Genomic DNA, 16,981 nt, shown 5'->3' with positions numbered 1-16,981 from the left:
TCGACCTCCACAACGCCTTCGTCTCACTCGCCTGCGCGGTCATCTGCTGGCGACGCCTCAACACCCAAGGTCAGTGATCGTGTTACGAGTTCTAAGGGCTGTCCCGCAAAGATCGCTTGGGAGCGGGCCAGTCGCTGGCTGAACGACGACGCGGCATGATGGCCCGCGTGACCAACGATGTAGATCTGCATCCCGTACGGATCCCCGGCTACCACGACGGCCCCTTCAACCGGTGCCCCGAACTGCTGGACGAGAGGTTGTTCTGGATGAGGCACCTCTACACCTGGGGTGCCGGCGGAGCTCGGGGGCTGTTCTTCGGACCGGACTATGCCTGGGCGGATCACCGGACCTACCAGCAGCGGCTGTGGCAACGGACTGACTGGCCCGTATTCACCATTCCGCTGGCAGCGGGCCTGCGGCTGCACGTCGTCTACCGCATGCCCTCTGACTACCACGCCCATCCCGACGAGGCGGGGGTCGACTATCTGGTGCACCATCCCGATTGGGATGGCGCCGAGTTGCTCGCGCGCGACGACGGACACTTCATGGGCCCTGGCCTGTCCTGGCCGGAGCTGGTCGCCGTGGCGGACAATGGCCTGCCCGGCGGCACCACTACGGACCCTTATGCCCGTCTGCTCTTGCTACTCCCCGCCTGTGGGGACGACGCCCTGCCGCAAGACGCCGTCGACCGCCTAGTAGGGCTTGGTCAGGTGTGTTCTCGCGTGGGTATGTCTCGGTGGCAGATGGGGCAGGAGCCGGCCCAGGTGGCCAGGATGGTCTGCAGCTCGCGGACGACCTGGTAGAGGCTCAGGCCGCTGCCGTTTCTTTTGGGGCTCGGGCCAGCCTCCGCAGGGTGTAGAAGGCGTGGGCGAGTGCGACGAGGGTGACGTGGTGGTGCCAGCCGTTGAAGGTGCGGCCCTCGAAGTGGGAAAGTCCCAGGGCCTGCTTCATCTCGCGGTAGTCGTGCTCGATGCGCCAGCGGAGCTTGGCCAGGCGGACCAGGGTGGTCAGCGGGGTGTCGGCGGGCAGGTCGGAGAGCCAGAACTGCACCGGCCCGGCCTCCTTGGCGGGCCACTCGGCCAGCAGCCAGCACTCGGGCAGCTCGACGCCGTCGGTGGCCTCGCGAATCTCGCGGCCGGCAGGGCGGATCCGCAGTGCGACGAAGCGCGAATACATGCGCTTGACTCTGGAACGGCCCTTGCCCGGGCGGGATCCCCTCACGCCAGGACACCGGCCTGGTCGCATTTCGCCCGGCATCCTTCACCAGCGCCTTCACGCTCTTCGCCGGATCCGGATACCTGGTCACGGGCGGCCGTCCGGTCCCGCTGTAGGGCGGGGTGAACGGCCTCGCGGAGCCCGGCTGGGCGCTGAGGGTGCTGAAGATCCCCACCACGTAGTTCAGACCGCGCTTGTTGAGGCCCAGGCGGAACGCCACCGCGTCGCCGTAGCCGGCATCCGCGATGGCCAGCGGGACGTGCACACCCCAGGAACGGGTCTCATCGACCATGTCCAGGGCGAGCCGCCACTTCTCCACGTGCCCCAGGTCGACGGGGACCCGGCACCGCTCACGGCGGGCCACCTTCGCCGGTTCAGCCTTCTCGGAGGCCGGATCCCAGGACTGCGGGAGGAACAGTCTCCAGTCGACGGCCAGGTGCAGCGAGACGCCCACCTGGCAGTTGGTGACCTTGCCCGCAGTACCCGTGTACTGCCGCGACACACACGCCGAGGCGTCACCGTCCTTGAGGAACCCGGTGTCGTCGATGACCAGCGCCGTCGCCTTCAGCTCCGCCTGCATCCTCCACGCCAACCGGGCCCGCACATGCGCCGGATCCCACGGACTGGTCGTCACGAAGTGCGCCAGCGCCTGCCGGTTGCCATCCTCACCAAGCCGCGAAGCCATCGGCTCCACTGACTTGCGACCGCCGTCCATCAACAGCCCACGCACATACACCCGCCCCCAACGACGCTGATCGTTGCGCGTGAACGCCTCGAACAGCTCCGCCGTGAACGCCTCCAGGTCCTCCCGGACCTCAGGCATCTCGCCAGGTGTCACACACCATCAACGACACAACTGCCCCATGGACACGCCACCGTTGCACCAACATGACCAAGCCCTACTAGGCCGCGTTCCGGAACCGGGCCCGCACCTCCCGGCGCCGCCGGTGGACCGGGTGCGCGGCAGGGAAGTGCTGGCGTTGACGTCGGGGTCAAGGTCTACGGTCGTCCCCATGCGGATCGGAGAACTGGCCGAGAAGGCGGGCACCACCACGCGCACCCTGCGCTACTACGAGTCGCGCGGTCTGCTGCCCGCGCGGCGCAGCGGCAACGGCTACCGGTCGTACGGCGAGGACGACCTGCGGCTGCTGCACCAGATCAGGTTGCTCCAGGACTTCGGTTTCGAGCTGGAGGACACCAGGCCGTTCGTGGAGTGCCTGCGGGCCGGGCACCGGGCCGGGGACTCCTGTCCGGCTTCGCTGGAGGTCTACCGCAGCAAGCTGGCCGAGCTGGACCGGTGCATCTCCCGGCTCCAGGAGGTCCGCGACCAGGTGGGCGCCCAGCTCGCCAGGGCGGAGCTGGAGGCCGAGGCCGCGCAGCCCGGAGGGCCCGAGCCGCGCTGTGAGCTGACCGCGCATCCGGCCGCTACGCGGGCCGGGACGCCGACCGAGGCGCCGACCGGGGCGTCGACCGAGACGTCGACCGAGACGTCGACCGAGACAGAGGGGAACTGAACCATGGTGCAGATCACGGGAGTCGAGTCGGTCACCGACCAGAACTTCGCGGCGGAGGTGCTGGCGTCCGAACTGCCGGTGCTGGTGGACTTCACGGCCGACTGGTGCCCGCCCTGCCGGATGATCGCGCCGGTGCTGGCCGAGGTCGCCCGGGAGGAGGCGGACCGGCTGCGGATCGTCCAGCTGAACGTGGACACCAACCCGGAGACCCAGGCGGCGTACGGGGTGCTGTCGATGCCCACGCTGATCGTCTTCCGGGGCGGGCAGCCGGTGAAGAGCATGGTCGGCGCGCGGGCCAAGGCCAAGCTGCTGCGGGAGCTGTCCGAGGTGATCTGACCGGCCGTCACCCCGGTGCCGTCAGTCGCGCAGCAGTCGGCGCTCCTTGGCGACGGCGACGGCGCCCGAGCGGGTGTCGACGCCCAACTTGGCGTAGATCCGGCCGAGATGGGTCTTCACGGTGGCTTCGCTGATGAACAGGGCGCGGGCGATCTCGCGGTTGCCCAGCCCCTGGGCGAGCTGGGCGAGGATGTCCTGCTCCCGGTCGGTGAGGTGCGGTACGGGGGTCCGCAGCTGGGCCATCACCCTGGAGGCCACCGGCGGCGAGAGCGTGGTGCGGCCCCGGGCGGCGGCGTGCACCGCGGCGAACAGCTCCTCCGGGCGCTCGGCCTTGAGCAGGTAGCCGGTGGCCCCGGCGGCGATCGCCCGGTTGATGTCGGCGTCGGTGTCGTACGTGGTCAGGACCAGGACGTACGGCGGCCCCGGCCGGTCGGTGTCCTGGTCGGCGCCCCGGGCCGCGCCGCGCTCCGCGCTCCGGCCGGTGATCCGCCTGGTGGCCTCCACCCCGTCGATGCCCGCGCCGAGTTGGAGGTCCATCAGGACGACCTGCGGCTTGAGCTTGGCCGTCATGGCGACGGCTTCCTCACCGCTGCCGGCTGCGCCGACCACCTCGATGTCGTCCGCGCTGGCGAGGAGCGCGAGCAGTCCGGCGCGGACCACGGCATGGTCGTCGCAGACCAGCAGGCGGATCCGGTTCCCGGTGTTCATCGGTCCTCCACGGGGGGTGGGTCCAGGGGGATGGCGGCGGACACGGCCGTGCCCTCGCCGGGAGTGCTCTCGACGGTCAGGGTGCCGCCCAACTGCCGTACCCGGGCTCGCATCGCGGGCAGGCCGTGGCCCCGGTCGGGGGCTGTGGCACCGGTGGTGCCGGTGGTACCGGTGGCTGCGGGACCGGTGGCGGTGAGGTCGGACCGGAAGCCGGTGCCGTCGTCGCTGATGTCCAGGACGACCTGGTCGCCCAGGTAGGAGAGGGTCAGCGCGGCGGTCCGGGCGTGCGCGTGCTCCCGTACGTTGGCCAGCGCGCCCTGGGCGATCCGCAGCAGCGCGGACTGCACGGCGGCGGGCAGCGGTACCGGGGTGCCGTCCAGATGGCAGTGCACCGGCAGGCCGCTCTCGGCGGACTCGCGGGTGGCGAGCGCCCGCAGGGCCTGGTCGAGTCCGGCGCCGCCGGCGAGCTCGGCGGGGGCGAGGTCGTGGACGAAGCGGCGCGCCTCGGCCAGGTTGCGGGCGGCGATCCCGGCGGCGGTGCGGACGTGTGTCCGAGCCGTCCGGGGGTCGCCGTCCCAGGTCCGGTCGGCGGCCTGGAGCAGCATCTGCTGGCTGGACAGCCCCTGGGCCAGGGTGTCGTGGATCTCCATGGCGAGGCGCTGGCGTTCGGCGAGGGTGCCCTCGCGGCGTTCGGTGGCGGCGAGTTCGCGGCGGGTGCGCACCAGGTCCGCGATCAGCGCACGCTGGCGTGCGGCCTGCCGTTCCATGTGCAGGAAGACCGCCGTGGCCAGCCCCGCCACGGCGGGCGGGGCGAGCAGCGCGACCGGGTCGAAGCCCGCCGTCAGCCGCCGTTCGGCGAGCACCACCAGCGCGGTCATCGCCGCGACCAGCGGGATCGCGGCACGGGCCGGGAGCGTGCGCAGCGCGGTGTACACCAGCGGAACGGCGCACCAGGCGAAGCTCGGGGCGAGCAGGACCAGTACCACCCACAGACCCACCACCAGCACCAGCAGCAGCACGGGCAGCGGCACCCGCGCGACCCATCCCGCCGGCCCCGGACGGACCGGGCGCTGCCGCCGGCCGCCGGGCAGCGCCGTCCCGGCGAGCTGCACCAGGGCCAGCACGGCGCTCAGCCCGACCACCCAGGCGGCGCGTCCGCTCTCGCCGTGGTGCAGCAGGAAGCGGGTGAGCGAGGCGACCAGCAGGAGCAGGAACGCGCCGTACATCACCGTGCCCAGCAGCGCGGGCCGGTCAGGCGGGACGTCCGCGCCGAGGCCCGTGCCGGGGCCGGGATACCCGGGCGTTCCCGGACCGGCGGTCGTTCCCGGACCGGCGGGCGACGGGGGCCCGTCCGCGCGGTGTGGTGCCGGCACGCCGGGCTCCTTCCGAATCGGTGGCTTGGTGGCTTGGTGACTTGGGGGCTCGATGGCTTGGGGCCGGGGGGCCGGGGGCCGGATGGCCGGGGCCGGGTGGTCGAGCCGGGATTCCGGCAGGATGTCCGTCCCGGTACCCCCATCCTCGCCCCGGTTCGGCCGCCCCGGGTCAACCGATCGGTCGACCCGGCGAGTTGTCCTGGTATGTCCGGTCTGCCTGGGTCAGCATGGGCCGCATGCCTCAGATGACCGAGACCGAGTGGCGGGCCTTCCTCTCCGCCGGTACCCGTACCGGAAAGCTGGCCACCACCAATGCCGACGGCAGCCCGCACGTGGCGCCCGTCTGGTTCCTGCTGGACGGCGACGACCTCGTCTTCAACACCGGCCGGGACACCGTCAAGGGCCGCAACCTGGCCCGCGACAACCGGGTGATGCTCTGTGTGGACGACGAGCGGCCGCCGTTCTCCTTCGCCCTGGTCCGGGGGACGGCGGCGCTCGGCGACGACCCGGCCGAGGTGCGGGAGTGGGCCGGGCTGCTCGGAGCGCGCTACATGGGCGCGGACCGGCGGGAGGAGTTCGCGGCCCGCAACGGCGTCCCGGGAAGCCTGCTGGTCAGGGTGCGGATCGACCACGTGACCGCGGTGGGCGCCGTGGCCGGCTGAGCACCGGTCGACCGGGGCGGCAACTCCGGCCCCGTGCACCGCGCTTGATCGATACGATCATCGGATGAGCGACTACAGCACGCCGGACCACGCCCCGGCCGGGAGCACCGACCAGGCCGGGACCGCCGACCCGGCTACTCGCAGATTCCTCTTCGTGCTCGGCAGCGCCCGCCGCGACGGCAACGCCGAACTGCTGGCCAGGCTCGCCGCCGAGCAGCTTCCGGCCGAGGTCCGGCAGCGCTGGATGCGCCTCGACGAGCTGCACCTGCCGGCCTTCGAGGACCTCCGCCACGCCGGTGACGGCTTCTCCCGCCCCACCGGCGCACTCGGCGACCTGCTGGACGCCACCCTCGACGCCACCGACCTGGTGATCGTCTCCCCGCTCTACTGGTACTCCGTCTCGGCGAGCACCAAGCTCTACCTGGACCACTGGGCCGGCTGGCTGTCCGTCCCCGGGCTGGACTTCAAGCGGCGGATGGGCGGGCTGACGCTCTGGGGCGTCTCCTCGTGCGCCGCCGCGCGCTCCGACGCCGACCTGCTGGCCGCGACCCTGGAGCGCTGCGCCGGCTACTTCGGCATGGGCTGGGGCGGGACCCTGGTCGGCCGGGCCAACCGTCCCGGTGACGTCGTCGACGACGAGGAGTCCGTGCTCGCCGCGAAGACCTTCTTCACCCGGTAGGAGCGCCCCGACCGGCCCTCGCGTACGGCCCGGGGCCACACCCCGGGCCCCCGCAGCGCCTTCTGACGGACCGTTCAGACGCGCTGCAGGCGTGACACGGCGGGCACCGCCGCCAGGAACGCGAGGGTCGTCAGGACGAACGGCCAGGTGAACGCGTGCCCCCCGAACGGCGCGGTCAGGGCCGCCAGCGCGGGCGTCAGCGCGGTGGCGGTGGCGGCCCCGACCAGGGCGTACGCCACGCTCCAGGCGCTGCGGACGACGAACACCCCGCTCAGCGCCATCGCGGTCAGTACCCCGCTGTAACCGAGCAGGCCCCGGCCCACGCCGTCGGCGGGCGAGCCGAGCGCCCAGGCGGTCAGCAGCGCGGTGGCGCTGCCGGCGCAGGCCATCACGCCCGCCCACCGGTCGGCGGCGACGATGCCGGCCAGGAACAGCAGGCCGACGTACCACTGGGGCATGAAGAAGACCTGCCCGAAGTCGGCGAAGAAGCCGTGCCAGAGCTGCTCCCAGCTCGGGCCGGTGGCACCGGTGGCGGGCGCGGGCAGGGCCGCGAGCCCGGGAGTGCCGTGCCAGAGCCGCCGGAAGGCGGGGGCTCCGACCGTCATGACGCTCGCCACCAGGCAGAACGGGGCGGTCAGCGCCGACAGGTTCCACGCCGTCAGCACCGCGCCGAGCGCCGCGGTGACGATCACCGAGACGACGGAACCGGCGACGGCGACCGGGACGGTGCCGAGGTGGTCCGCCCCGAGGAAGACCGCTGCGCCCAGGGCCACCAGGCAGCCGTTGTAGCCGTGCAGGCCCCGCCCGACCGCTTCGCGGTCGAGGCCCAGTGCGTACGCCGTGCCGGTCGCGACCGCGCTCCCGAGCAGCCCGTAGAGGCCGTACCGCCAGCCGGCGGCGAACAGCGCGGCGGTGAAGAACAGCCCGCACAGCGCGCTGGGCATGAAGTCCACCTGGGCGATCCCGCGCAGGACTTCGGCCGGCAGCCCCGGGACCGACGGGCGGGTGGCTCCCGTGGGGTCCTGCGCGTTGCTGCCGCGATCCATACTCCGCACCGTTTCCCGCTGTGGCTGCTTCCCGCTGTGGCTGTCCAAGGCATGGCGAATGCCGCCGGTTTACCCGTCCCGGCCCGCTCGTGGGCGGGTTCCGGTGATTCCCGGCGATTCCTCGGGAACCGTACTCCCGGTCGTCCCCGGCCCGCTCGGACGCGTAAAGTCATTCACTGTTCACGCAGTGCCACCACGCCGTGCTGAGCTGCAACAATCTGTTGAACGTGCTGGCGGGTGCCGGTCTGTCGGCCGGATTCTTCTCTGCGAAGTTTTACTCGGGCGCACTCGGATGTACCCGGACGCACTCGGGATCGGCGGACGGTCGGTCCAAGGAAAAGGGCACCAACGCATATTCTCCGGGCAATTCGGGTGACCCGGCCGGGGCTTCCGGTCCGAGGGAATGCCCGGGTGCACGCTGGAGCCCGGTCCGGCCGCCGCGCCGGGGAGGCTCTCACGGAGCGGCTTCCACGGGTCGGCCCCAACGGGTTGACTCTCACGCAACGTGAGGCAGCAGGCTGAGGTCATCAAGGAGGGAGCGAGTCCGATGAGCACGTACTCGGTGGGACAGGTGGCGTCGATCGCCAAGGTGACCGTACGGACCCTGCACCACTACGACGAGATCGGACTGCTGTCGCCCGGCGGCCGAACCCCGGCTGGCTACCGCCGGTACGAGGAGACGGACCTGGACCGGCTGCAGCAGATCCTCTTCTACCGCGAACTCGGTTTCCCCCTCGAAGAGATCGCGGCCATCCTGGACGACGACTCGGTCAGCCCGACCGAGCACCTGCGCCGTCAGCACCAGCTGATCAGCGCACGGATCAGCCATCTCCAGGAACTCGCCGCGGCCGTCGAACACGCCATGGAGGCAAGGAAGATGGGCATTCAGCTGACGCCCGAGGAGAAGTTCGAGGTCTTCGGCAGCGACTACCAGGAGGAGTGGGAGGACGAGGCCGAGCGGCGCTGGGGCAACACCGAGGCCTGGAAGCAGTCGCAGAGCCGCACCAGCCGGTACGGCAAGGAGGACTGGCAGCGGATCAAGGCCGAGACGGACGCGCTGAACTCCCGCCTGGTGGAGGTGTTCGAGGCCGGCCGGCCCGCCGACGGCGCCGAGGCCATGGAACTCGCCGAGACCCACCGGCGGCACATCAGCGACAACTTCTACGACTGCACCTACGAGATCCACCGCTGCCTCGGCGCCATGTACACCGCCGACCCCCGCTTCACCGCCACCTACGAGGACCTCGCCCCCGGCCTGGCCCAGTGGCTGCACGACGCGATCCTCGCCAACGCGGAACACCGCACCCAGCCGTCCGGACCGCAGGCCTAGGCCGCCGTGCGGCCGAAGGTGCGCCGGTAGGCGGTCGGTGAGGTGCGCATGGTGCGGCCGAAGTGGTGGCGGAAGGTCGCGGCGCTCTCGAAGCCGACGGCGGCGGCGATCTCCTCGACCGTGCCGTCGGGGGACTCGAGCAGCGGCAGGCTGGCGGCGATGCGCTGGGTGACGACCCAGCGCATCGGGCTGGTGCCGTTGCGGGCGGTGAAGTGCCGCAGGTAGGAGCGGTCCGACATGCGGGCCTGCCGGGCGAGCAGGGGGACGGTGAGCGGCCCGGACAGGTGGGCCAGGGCCCACTGCATGGAGCGGGCGACACCGTCGTCCTCCTCCTCGACCGGCTTGACCGCCGCCTCGATGAACTGGGCCTGGCCACCGTCCCGGTGGGGCGCCACGACGAAGCGGCGGGCGACGGTGTTGGCGACCTTGGCGCCGTGGTCGCGGCGGACCAGGTGCAGACAGAGGTCGATCCCGGCGGCGCTGCCCGCGCTGGTGAGCACGTCGCCGTCGTCCACGTACAGCACGTCGGGGTCGACCGTCACCAACGGGTGGCGCTGCTGGAGGAGTTCGGCGTACCGCCAGTGGGTGGTCGCCGTGCGGTGGTCGAGCAGTCCTGCCGCGGCGAGTGCGAAGGCGCCGGAGCAGATGGAGACGATCCTGGCCCCGCGTTCGTGGGCGGTGCGCAGTGCGGCGACCAGGCCCGGGGAGACGCCCCCGGCCCGGCGGCCGGGATGCTCCCCCGCGCCGCCGAACGGGTTGGGCACGCCGACCACGATCACGGTGTCGGCTGCGGCGAGTTCGTCCAGTCCGTACTCGGCGGTGATCGAGAAGCCGCCGACCGCGGCGAGCGGTGTGCCCGGCCGGTCGGCGCAGACCTTGAGTCCGTACCAGGGGGCCGCCAGCAGCCCGCCGAGCTCGGGCCGGGCGAGGCCGAACACCTCGACCACCACGCCGAGTTCGAACGGCGCCATGCCGTCGAAGGCGTACACCGCGACGGTGTGGACGGGCTCCGGCCGGCGCCCGATGGTCACCGCGACCAGGTTGCCCGCAGCCTGCTCCGTGGACATGTGCCGGCCTCTCCCTCGCTGGCGGAATCCTCCACTGGCGGAATCTTCGTGAGTGTAGTGGTTCGCGCCACCGTCTGGGCCGGGTGTCCGGGTCGGCGGAGGGCGGCGCCGCAAGGGACCGGGGAGCACCGCGGCCGGCCGGCGGGAGAACCCTGCGGGGGAACCCTGCGGGAGAACGGGGACGGCCGGGCTCCCCGGTGGAAAGGGGGAGCCCGGCCGTTCGGGGTCGGGGCCGGTCAGCCGGCGAAGCCCGCCATCCAGGCCTCGACCTCGTCGGAGCGGCGGGGCAGCCCGGCCGAGAGGTTCTCGTTGCCGTCGGCGGTGACCAGGATGTCGTCCTCGATCCGGACGCCGATGCCGCGGTACTCCTCGGGGACGGTCAGGTCGTCCAGCTGGAAGTAGAGGCCGGGCTCGACGGTCAGCACCATGCCGGGCTGGAGCAGCGCGTCCACGTGCTCCTCGCGGCGGGACACCGCGCAGTCGTGGACGTCGAGACCGAGCATGTGCCCGGTGCCGTGCAGGGTCCAACGGCGCTGGAGGCCCAGCTCGATGACCTTCTCGACGTCGTAGACCGAGGAGTCGAGCAGGCCCCAGGCGAGCAGGTGCTCGGCGAGGACGCGCTGCGAGGCCTCGTGGAAGTCGCGGAACCGTCCGCCCGGCTTGACGGCCGCGATACCGGCCTCCTGGGCGGCGTACACGGCGTCGTAGATCTTGCGCTGCAGATCGTTGAAGCGGCCGTTGATCGGGAGGGTGCGGGTGACGTCGGCGGTGTAGAGGGTGTGGGTCTCCACGCCCGCGTCCAGCAGCAGGAGCTCGCCGGGGCGGACCTCGCCGTCGTTGCGGACCCAGTGCAGGGTGGTGGCGTGCGGACCGGCGGCGCAGATGGAGCCGTAGCCGACGTCGTTGCCCTCGACCCGGGCGCGGCGCCAGAAGGTGCCCTCGATCCAGCGCTCCGAGGTGGCCACGGCCTGGCCCAGCTCCCGGACCGCGTCGGTGAAGCCGTTGACGGTGGCGGCGCAGGCGGCCCGCAGCTGGCCGATCTCCCACTCGTCCTTGACCAGGCGCAGACCGCTCAGGAAGATCTTCAGCTCGTCGTCCTTGGCGGCGTCCAGGACCGTGGCCAGCGCGGCCTCCAGGCCGGCGTCGTAGCCGCGCACGATCCGGGTGGGGACGCCGTCCGCGGCGGCCTCGGCGAGCTCCTCGGCGGCCTTGCGGACGTCCCGCGCGGGCAGGCCGAACAGCGCCTGCGCCTCGGTGAGGCTGTTGCGGCGGCCGACCCAGAGCTCGCCGTTGCCGTCCAGCCAGAACTCGCCGTTCTCACGGTTGGAGCGGGGCAGCAGGTAGAGGTGGAACTCGTGGCCGCTCCCGCCGGTCGGCTCGCCGACGAGGACCGCGTCCTCGGTCCGGTCACCGGTGAGGTGGACGTACTCGCTGGCCGGGCGGAAGTTGTACTCGGTGTCGTTGGAGCGGGTCTTCAGGTTGCCCGCGGGGATCACCAGACGCTCGCCCGGGTACGCGGCGGAGAGCTTGGCACGGCGCTCGGCGGCGTACGAGGCCTGCTCGACCGGCTGCAGGTCGTGCAGCTCGGTGTCGGCCCAGCCGGACTTCATCGACGCGGCGAGTTCGTCGGAGATCCCGCCGTAGAGGCCGTTCTTCCGGCCCTGGACGGGCTGCTCGGTGGCTTCCAGGCCGCCGTCGGCAGCGCCTTCGGGGTTCTCCGCTGCCGCCGGGGTGCGGTCCTCGGTCACGTACGTCGCCTCCTTGCGAGTGGTACCGCCCCGGACGCGTCGGATCGCGACGCGCGTGGGCGGTCGTGCGTCCCATGGTACGGATGCCCGGCCGAACGGTTGCCCGGTTTCTCCGGCCCACCGGGCCCGGCCGGGCCCGGTCGCCTTGCGGGGTGTGCCCGGGGCCCTGGAGAACACCCGTCCCGGCCGGGCCGTCCGTCACTCGAAGCGGGCCGCCAGCAGGACCAGGTCGTCGGTGGCCGGTGCGGTGCCGTCCTCGGTGCCGCCCCCGACGGCCGGGCAGATGGCGAGGAGGTGGGCGCAGAAGCGGTCCGGGTCCAGGCGGACGTCGCGCGGGGCGTCCGCCGCCGCACGCCGCAGCGCGGCCTGCCCCGCGTGCAGGGTGGGACCGAAGCGACGGGCCAGTCCCTCGGTGTAGAGCAGCAGCAGGTCGCCGCGTTCGGCGTCGAGCTCGACCCCGGGCGCCTCCCAGCAGGCGAGCATGCCGAGCGGCGCGGAGAGCGAGGTCTCGACGAAGTTGGCGCCGTAGCGGGTGACCAGGACGGGCGGGCAGTGGCCGGCACCGGCCAGGGTGATCTGCCGCTCCTCGGGCTGCACCCAGGCGTAGACGGCGGTGGCGGTGCGGGCCGGCTCGGTGGTCTTGAGCAGCAGTTCGAGGTCGCCGAGGACGGAGACCGGGTCCTCCCCCTCCAGGACGGCGTAGGCCCGCAGCGCGGCCCGCACCCGGCTCATCGCGGCGGTCGCCCCGGCGGCGGAGGCCGGTCCGGCCCCCGGGCCGTCGCCGGAGACGCTGCCCACGGTGAGGCCGAGGGTGCCGTCGGGCAGAGAGATGGCGTCGTACCAGTCGCTGCCGGTGGAGCACTCGAGCTCGGCGGGGACGCAGCGGACGGCGAGTCTGAGGCCGGGGACGGTGGGCAGCCGGTCGGGCAGCAGACCGCGGCGCAGCGCCTCGGTGGCCCGGCGGGTGCGGTCGGCCTCCAGCTGTCCGGCGAGCAGCCGTGCGGCGAACTCGCAGTACAGCCGGGCGAGCCGGCGTCGGCGCAGGTCGGGTTCGGCGGGCTCGTCGTAGAACCAGGCGACGGCGCCGAGCGGTCCGTCCTCCTCGGTGACGAGCGGCAGGGCGTAGCAGGCGCCGAGGCCGAGCTGGCCGGCGACCTCGCGGAAGCGCGGGCCGGCGGCGGGATCGGTGGCGAGGTCGGCGATCAGCAGCTGTCCGGGGCTGCCCGGACGGCTGAGCAGACCGGCGAAGGGGCCGTGTTCGGTGGGCACGGTCTCCAGCGCGCCGATCCCGGCCCGGTCCAGGCCGAGGCCGACCGGGCGTCCCGAGCCCGGGACGGTGGTGGTGATCAGTCCCCGGCGGGCGCCGAGCAGGGCGGCGCCGGAGTCGAGGACGGTGGTCAGGCAGGCGGCGAGCCCGCGGGTGGCGGCGAGCCGGCCGGTGTGTTCGTGGAGCGCGGTGAAATCGGACAGCCATCCGGTCAAACGGTCCTGCAGGGCGGGCGAGCCGTCCGCCTCGGCGGGGTACTCGCCGTCGGCCGCACGGTCCGGTCCCGCCGGGTACGCGTCGGCGCTCCTCGCGCCGGTGCCCGCCGGGCCGGTGAGGTCCGCGAGCAGCGGGCTCCCGGCGGGATGCCCGGTCGGGGAGGGCTCCCCGCCGCAGCGGTCGGCACCGGGGGCGAGCAGGGCGAGCCCCGGGGCGGGCCCCGGCGGCGGGCCGGGTACGGCTTCCGGGCCGGCCGGGCCGGCGGGCCCCGGCAGCGGCAGGTCGAGCGGCTTGGCGTCGGTCATTCCGCCCCAACTCCCCACAGACTGGTGTGTGTCACGCAGGACTCCCAGGAGCGCACAGAGGACTGCGGTACACAAAAGGATCGCACCGCACAAAAGCATTGCTACGTCACTACTCGGCACCAATCCACCACTTGTACACAGGCCGATCGGGGCATGTCCAGAATCGGGACGAGGTCGGGCGGTCCGGTCCGGGCCCGGTGAGCCGCAGGCCGCGGCCGTCCGCGATGCCCGCAGGGCGCTCCGGATCGTAGGCTCCGGCGGTCCGGGACCCGGCGCGGCCGGATTCGACTCACCCGTACGGTGGAACCGTTGTGCTCCCGACCGCGTCGGTCCAGTCGGATGGGCGATTCTCGTTCCAGGGGCCGACCCGAGGTCCGTGCCTGCCCGTTCGCGTCCCGTGTCGTGATGCCCTGTTGTGATGTCCTGTCGTGGTGCACCGTCGGTTCGAGCCGGCCTGAACGGTCCGAACCGCCAGTGCGGCCAGTGCAGTTCGAACAGCCGGTGCAGTCCGAACGGCCCGAGCAGCCCGAACCGGTCCGACGATCCGACGGACTGACGGCTTCCCCGAGCCCGCCGGTCGCTGCCCGAGCCCCGACGGTCGCGCCTGAGCCCAACGGTCGCGGAAAGGAACGAGTGCTCATGCAACGTACGAGCTCCCGGCTGACTTGGTTGGGCCGGAACTCCCAGGGCCGGCCCTCCTCCGGGGCGCGCCGGCCGCACGCCCGGTGGCCGCGCCGGAACTGGCTGCGCTGGCCCGGCAGTCGGCGCCGGATGCGGGCCGCGCTGCTGCGCACCGCGCTGGCGGCGGCCGGGCGCGGCTGGCCGGTGCTCCCCGGCGCGTACGCCGTGCCCGGACTGCTCGGGCCGTGCTCCTGCGACGACCCGAGGTGCCCGGTGCCGGGCGCGCACCCGCACGACCCGCCGCTGCTGGCCGCCAGCACCGACGCGCGGATGGTGAGTTGGTGGTGGGGTGAGCGCAGTCCGGACTCGCCCGTGCTGCTCGCCACCGGCCGGGCGGTCTGCGCGGTGAGCCTCCCGGCGGAGGCGGGGCAGCGGGCGCTGGCGTACTTCGACCTGCTCGGGCTGCCGCTCGGCCCGGTGCTGGCGAGCAGGCACCGGTACGTCCTGCTGGTGGCGCCCTACACGCTGGAGGGGCTCGGCGGGCTGCTCGCGGACCTGCCCTGGGTGCCGGGTTCGCTGCGCTTCCACGGGCCGGACGGTTATCTGCTGCTGCCGCCCTCGCGGACCGGAGCGGGCTCGGTCCGCTGGGTGCGGACGCCGTCCGAGGGGATGCCCGTGCTGCCCCAAGTGGAGCCGTTGCTGGGTGGGTTGATCGCGGCGAGCCGGGCCGCCCCGGGGGGCAGTCGACTGGCCTTCTGACGTCGGCGGGCGGTGCGGTTCCACGCTGCGGGCGCCCCGGGAGAACACCCCGGCCGGGCGCCCCGGAAAATGAAAGATCCGGCCGCTGGCGACGGGGGATGCACCAGCGACCGGACTGTTTAAATGCTAACAAAGATCCGCGTCCGCGCCAATTTGTCCACGGGTCATCCACGAGCCGTGTCACCTGGTGATTTCCCCGAATCGAGGGGGAAACCGAGGGGTAATGTGACGCGAGTCACTTTTCTTTCTGATGGCTTGTCAGTTGAGCGTCACCTGACGGTTCACCAGGTTGGCCCGGGCCCGGCGCTCGTCGCCGGTCAGCGGGGTGGCGTCGGCCGAGGCCAGGGCGGTGAGGGTGTCCGCGAGGCGCTCGGCGAACTCGGCAGCGGGCTTCTCGCACTCGTCGGCGGTCATCGTCGAGGGCAGGTCCCAGACCGGCACGGTCAGGCCGTGCGCGCGGAACGAGCCGACCAGGCGGGTGTCCTGGCCGAGCGAGGACTGGTCGGCGGCGGTCAGCCGGGCGAGGGCGTCCAGCAGGTGCTCCTCGGGGACGGTCATCACCCAGCGCAGGTGGTTCTTGTCGGTGGCGGCGCACCAGTACGCGGCGTCCACGGACGCCAGCTTCTCGGTCGGGATGGCGGAGGCGTTGGCGCGCTCCAGCGAGGCGGCGACCTCACCGGTGGCGCCCTCGGCGTCCTCCAGCCAGAACTCGAAGCCGCTGAACACGGTCGGAGCGAACTCGGCGTTCACGTCGAGCAGTTCCTGCAGACGGCGGCCGCCGGCGACGGTGCGGCGGGCCGGGACCGGGGTGCCGGGCTCGGTGGCCAGGGCCAGTTCGAGGGCGTCGGCCAGGTCGCGGCTCAGGTCGCCGGAGGAGGACTGGGTCTGCAGGCCGAGCAGGATCGAGCCGTCCTGGCGGCGCAGCGCGGGCCAGGCCAGCGGCAGCACGGTCGCCAGGGTCACCGAGGGCACCTCGCCGACCGCGCTCGCGGCGGCCTCGGCGTTCAGCGTCAGCGGCGCGGTCGCGGCCGGGACCAGCTCGCGCAGTGCGACCCAGTCGGCCTCGCCCGGCAGGCCCTCGAACGGACGGTGCACCAGTTCCTGCACCGCGTGTGCGGCCTCCCGGCCGTGGCAGGCCTTGTAGCGGCGGCCCGAGCCGCACGGGCAGTCCTCACGGGCACCGACGACGGGGACCTCTCCCGTGCTCACGGTGGTGGACGGACGGCGCTGCGGCGACTTCTTCGCGGCCTTCTTGGCCATGGTGCGGCTCTCCCGGGAACGGCGACGACTTGCTCCCGGGCAGCCTACTGAGGTTTCCCGCCGATGTCGGGCACCTCGTCGACGCCCGGGGCACGGGGCCTGGTCCGGTCAGCCGTGTGCGAACCGGAGGAGGGCTGCGAGCGGCCGGGCCCGGCGGGCCGGTTGGGCCTCGCCTGCCCCCGGCCGGACGCCCGAGCGCGCCCCGCAGGCCGGCTGATCGTGAGTCCGCCTGATCGTCAGTCCGAACCGGGCGGCGACCGGATCCGGGTGTTCCCGCATCAGGCCACCGGATCCGGAGGCGTCCGGATCAGGACGCCGAAGCCGGCGGTGCCCGAAGCGGGGCGCTCCCGGGGTCAGGCGCTCCTGGCGGTCGGTGTGCAGTGCGCCCGGACGGGCAGCAGGGCCCACACGGTCACCTGGCCGGGCGCGTCCCGCACGCCCCAGTCGCTCGCCAACTGCCCGACGATGCCCAGGCCGCGGCCGCCGCGCGAGGTCATCGACGGCCGGGCCGGCAGCGGCCGGGTGGCTGCGCCGCCGTCCGTCACCTCCAGCGCGAGCAGGTCCTCGCCGTGCAACTGCCAGCGGACCAGGATCCCGCCGGTCTCGCCGAGATCGGGGTCGAGCAGATCGGCCGCCGCGGCGCTCTCCACCTCGTCGCCGAGCGCCGCCGGGATCGGCAGTGGACGGGCGTATCGACAGGAATTGCTGAGCAGTTCGGAAAGGATCAGTACTGCATCGTCAATCACCGCATCCGGTATCTCGCGGTCCCCCAGATCACGCCGCAGCCTTCGCCGCGCGACTGCGACACTGGCAGGGCCGTGCGGTACGGCCATGGTCGATGAAGTGGGACCGGACTTGACAAGCACAGCGTGCGC

General features: G+C 72.9%; 15 protein-coding genes and 1 pseudogene. 7 read left to right on the top strand and 9 right to left on the bottom strand.

The genetic code is table 11. The features are described 5' to 3' along the window. Positions 1 to 158: 158 nt before the first annotated feature. Positions 159 to 803, top strand: a complete 645-nt coding sequence (locus ACFC1R_RS30235) for a hypothetical protein (RefSeq protein WP_375943984.1) — start codon at positions 159 to 161, stop codon at positions 801 to 803. 4 nt (positions 804 to 807) lie between these two features. Here the strand turns inward: ACFC1R_RS30235 and ACFC1R_RS30230 are convergent. Beyond that, positions 808 to 2,038, bottom strand: a pseudogene (locus ACFC1R_RS30230) (IS701 family transposase). 190 nt (positions 2,039 to 2,228) lie between these two features. On the opposite strand from ACFC1R_RS30230, the gene ACFC1R_RS30225 reads away from it, so the two are divergent. Continuing rightward, positions 2,229 to 2,729, top strand: coding sequence for a MerR family transcriptional regulator (locus ACFC1R_RS30225; RefSeq protein WP_375943972.1), 501 nt, complete (start codon positions 2,229 to 2,231; stop codon positions 2,727 to 2,729). 3 nt (positions 2,730 to 2,732) lie between these two features. Then, positions 2,733 to 3,065, top strand: coding sequence for a thioredoxin (trxA, locus tag ACFC1R_RS30220; RefSeq protein WP_375943970.1), 333 nt, complete (start codon positions 2,733 to 2,735; stop codon positions 3,063 to 3,065). Between the two features lie 21 nt (positions 3,066 to 3,086). On the opposite strand, the gene ACFC1R_RS30215 is transcribed toward trxA, so the two are convergent. Then, on the bottom strand, positions 3,087 to 3,773 hold the full coding sequence (locus tag ACFC1R_RS30215) for a LuxR C-terminal-related transcriptional regulator (protein ID WP_375943968.1): 687 nt from the start codon (positions 3,771 to 3,773) through the stop codon (positions 3,087 to 3,089). After that, a complete protein-coding gene (locus ACFC1R_RS30210) occupies positions 3,770 to 4,999 on the bottom strand; it encodes a sensor histidine kinase (RefSeq protein WP_375943982.1) in 1,230 nt (409 codons plus the stop codon). Before ACFC1R_RS30210 ends, ACFC1R_RS30215 begins: the two co-directional genes overlap by 4 nt. A 374-nt stretch (positions 5,000 to 5,373) precedes the next feature. On the opposite strand from ACFC1R_RS30210, the gene ACFC1R_RS30205 reads away from it, so the two are divergent. After that, positions 5,374 to 5,808 carry a PPOX class F420-dependent oxidoreductase gene (locus ACFC1R_RS30205; RefSeq protein ID WP_375943966.1) on the top strand — a complete coding sequence of 145 codons (435 nt, stop codon included), beginning with the start codon at positions 5,374 to 5,376 and terminating at the stop codon, positions 5,806 to 5,808. A gap of 64 nt (positions 5,809 to 5,872) precedes the next feature. Then, positions 5,873 to 6,487 carry a flavodoxin family protein gene (locus ACFC1R_RS30200; RefSeq protein ID WP_375943964.1) on the top strand — a complete coding sequence of 205 codons (615 nt, stop codon included), beginning with the start codon at positions 5,873 to 5,875 and terminating at the stop codon, positions 6,485 to 6,487. Between the two features lie 74 nt (positions 6,488 to 6,561). Here the strand turns inward: ACFC1R_RS30200 and ACFC1R_RS30195 are convergent, their stop codons facing one another. Next, complete coding sequence (locus ACFC1R_RS30195) at positions 6,562 to 7,533, bottom strand: urea transporter (protein ID WP_375943962.1); 972 nt, start codon at positions 7,531 to 7,533, stop codon at positions 6,562 to 6,564. Positions 7,534 to 8,080: 547 nt separating this feature from the next. Between ACFC1R_RS30195 and ACFC1R_RS30190 the strand changes: the two genes are divergently transcribed. Then, positions 8,081 to 8,863: a MerR family transcriptional regulator gene (locus tag ACFC1R_RS30190; protein WP_375943960.1), complete on the top strand. Its 783-nt coding sequence runs from the start codon at positions 8,081 to 8,083 to the stop codon at positions 8,861 to 8,863. On the opposite strand, the gene ACFC1R_RS30185 is transcribed toward ACFC1R_RS30190, so the two are convergent. From ACFC1R_RS30185 to ACFC1R_RS30175, 3 genes are all read right to left on the bottom strand, one after another. Further along, positions 8,860 to 9,930, bottom strand: coding sequence for a helix-turn-helix domain-containing protein (locus tag ACFC1R_RS30185; RefSeq protein WP_375943958.1), 1,071 nt, complete (start codon positions 9,928 to 9,930; stop codon positions 8,860 to 8,862). The genes ACFC1R_RS30190 and ACFC1R_RS30185 overlap by 4 nt on opposite strands. A 236-nt stretch (positions 9,931 to 10,166) precedes the next feature. After that, complete coding sequence (locus ACFC1R_RS30180; protein WP_375943956.1) at positions 10,167 to 11,678, bottom strand: aminopeptidase P family protein; 1,512 nt, start codon at positions 11,676 to 11,678, stop codon at positions 10,167 to 10,169. Positions 11,679 to 11,876: 198 nt separating this feature from the next. Beyond that, complete coding sequence (locus ACFC1R_RS30175; RefSeq protein WP_375943954.1) at positions 11,877 to 13,466, bottom strand: PP2C family protein-serine/threonine phosphatase; 1,590 nt, start codon at positions 13,464 to 13,466, stop codon at positions 11,877 to 11,879. A gap of 771 nt (positions 13,467 to 14,237) precedes the next feature. Between ACFC1R_RS30175 and ACFC1R_RS30170 the strand changes: the two genes are divergently transcribed. After that, the gene (locus ACFC1R_RS30170; RefSeq protein WP_375943980.1) at positions 14,238 to 14,846 is read left to right on the top strand and encodes a bifunctional DNA primase/polymerase; all 609 of its coding nucleotides are present in this window, start codon (positions 14,238 to 14,240) and stop codon (positions 14,844 to 14,846) included. 258 nt (positions 14,847 to 15,104) lie between these two features. On the opposite strand, the gene ACFC1R_RS30165 is transcribed toward ACFC1R_RS30170, so the two are convergent. Both ACFC1R_RS30165 and ACFC1R_RS30160 read right to left on the bottom strand, forming a co-directional pair. After that, positions 15,105 to 16,106, bottom strand: coding sequence for a DUF5926 family protein (locus tag ACFC1R_RS30165; RefSeq protein WP_375943952.1), 1,002 nt, complete (start codon positions 16,104 to 16,106; stop codon positions 15,105 to 15,107). 353 nt (positions 16,107 to 16,459) lie between these two features. Continuing rightward, positions 16,460 to 16,939 carry an ATP-binding protein gene (locus ACFC1R_RS30160; protein ID WP_375943978.1) on the bottom strand — a complete coding sequence of 160 codons (480 nt, stop codon included), beginning with the start codon at positions 16,937 to 16,939 and terminating at the stop codon, positions 16,460 to 16,462. Positions 16,940 to 16,981: the final 42 nt, after the last annotated feature.

It is taken from the genome of Kitasatospora sp. NPDC056138 (assembly GCF_042264695.1).
Classification (GTDB): Bacteria; Actinomycetota; Actinomycetes; order Streptomycetales; family Streptomycetaceae; genus Kitasatospora.
This window is presented reverse-complemented; position numbering and strand designations above follow the sequence as displayed.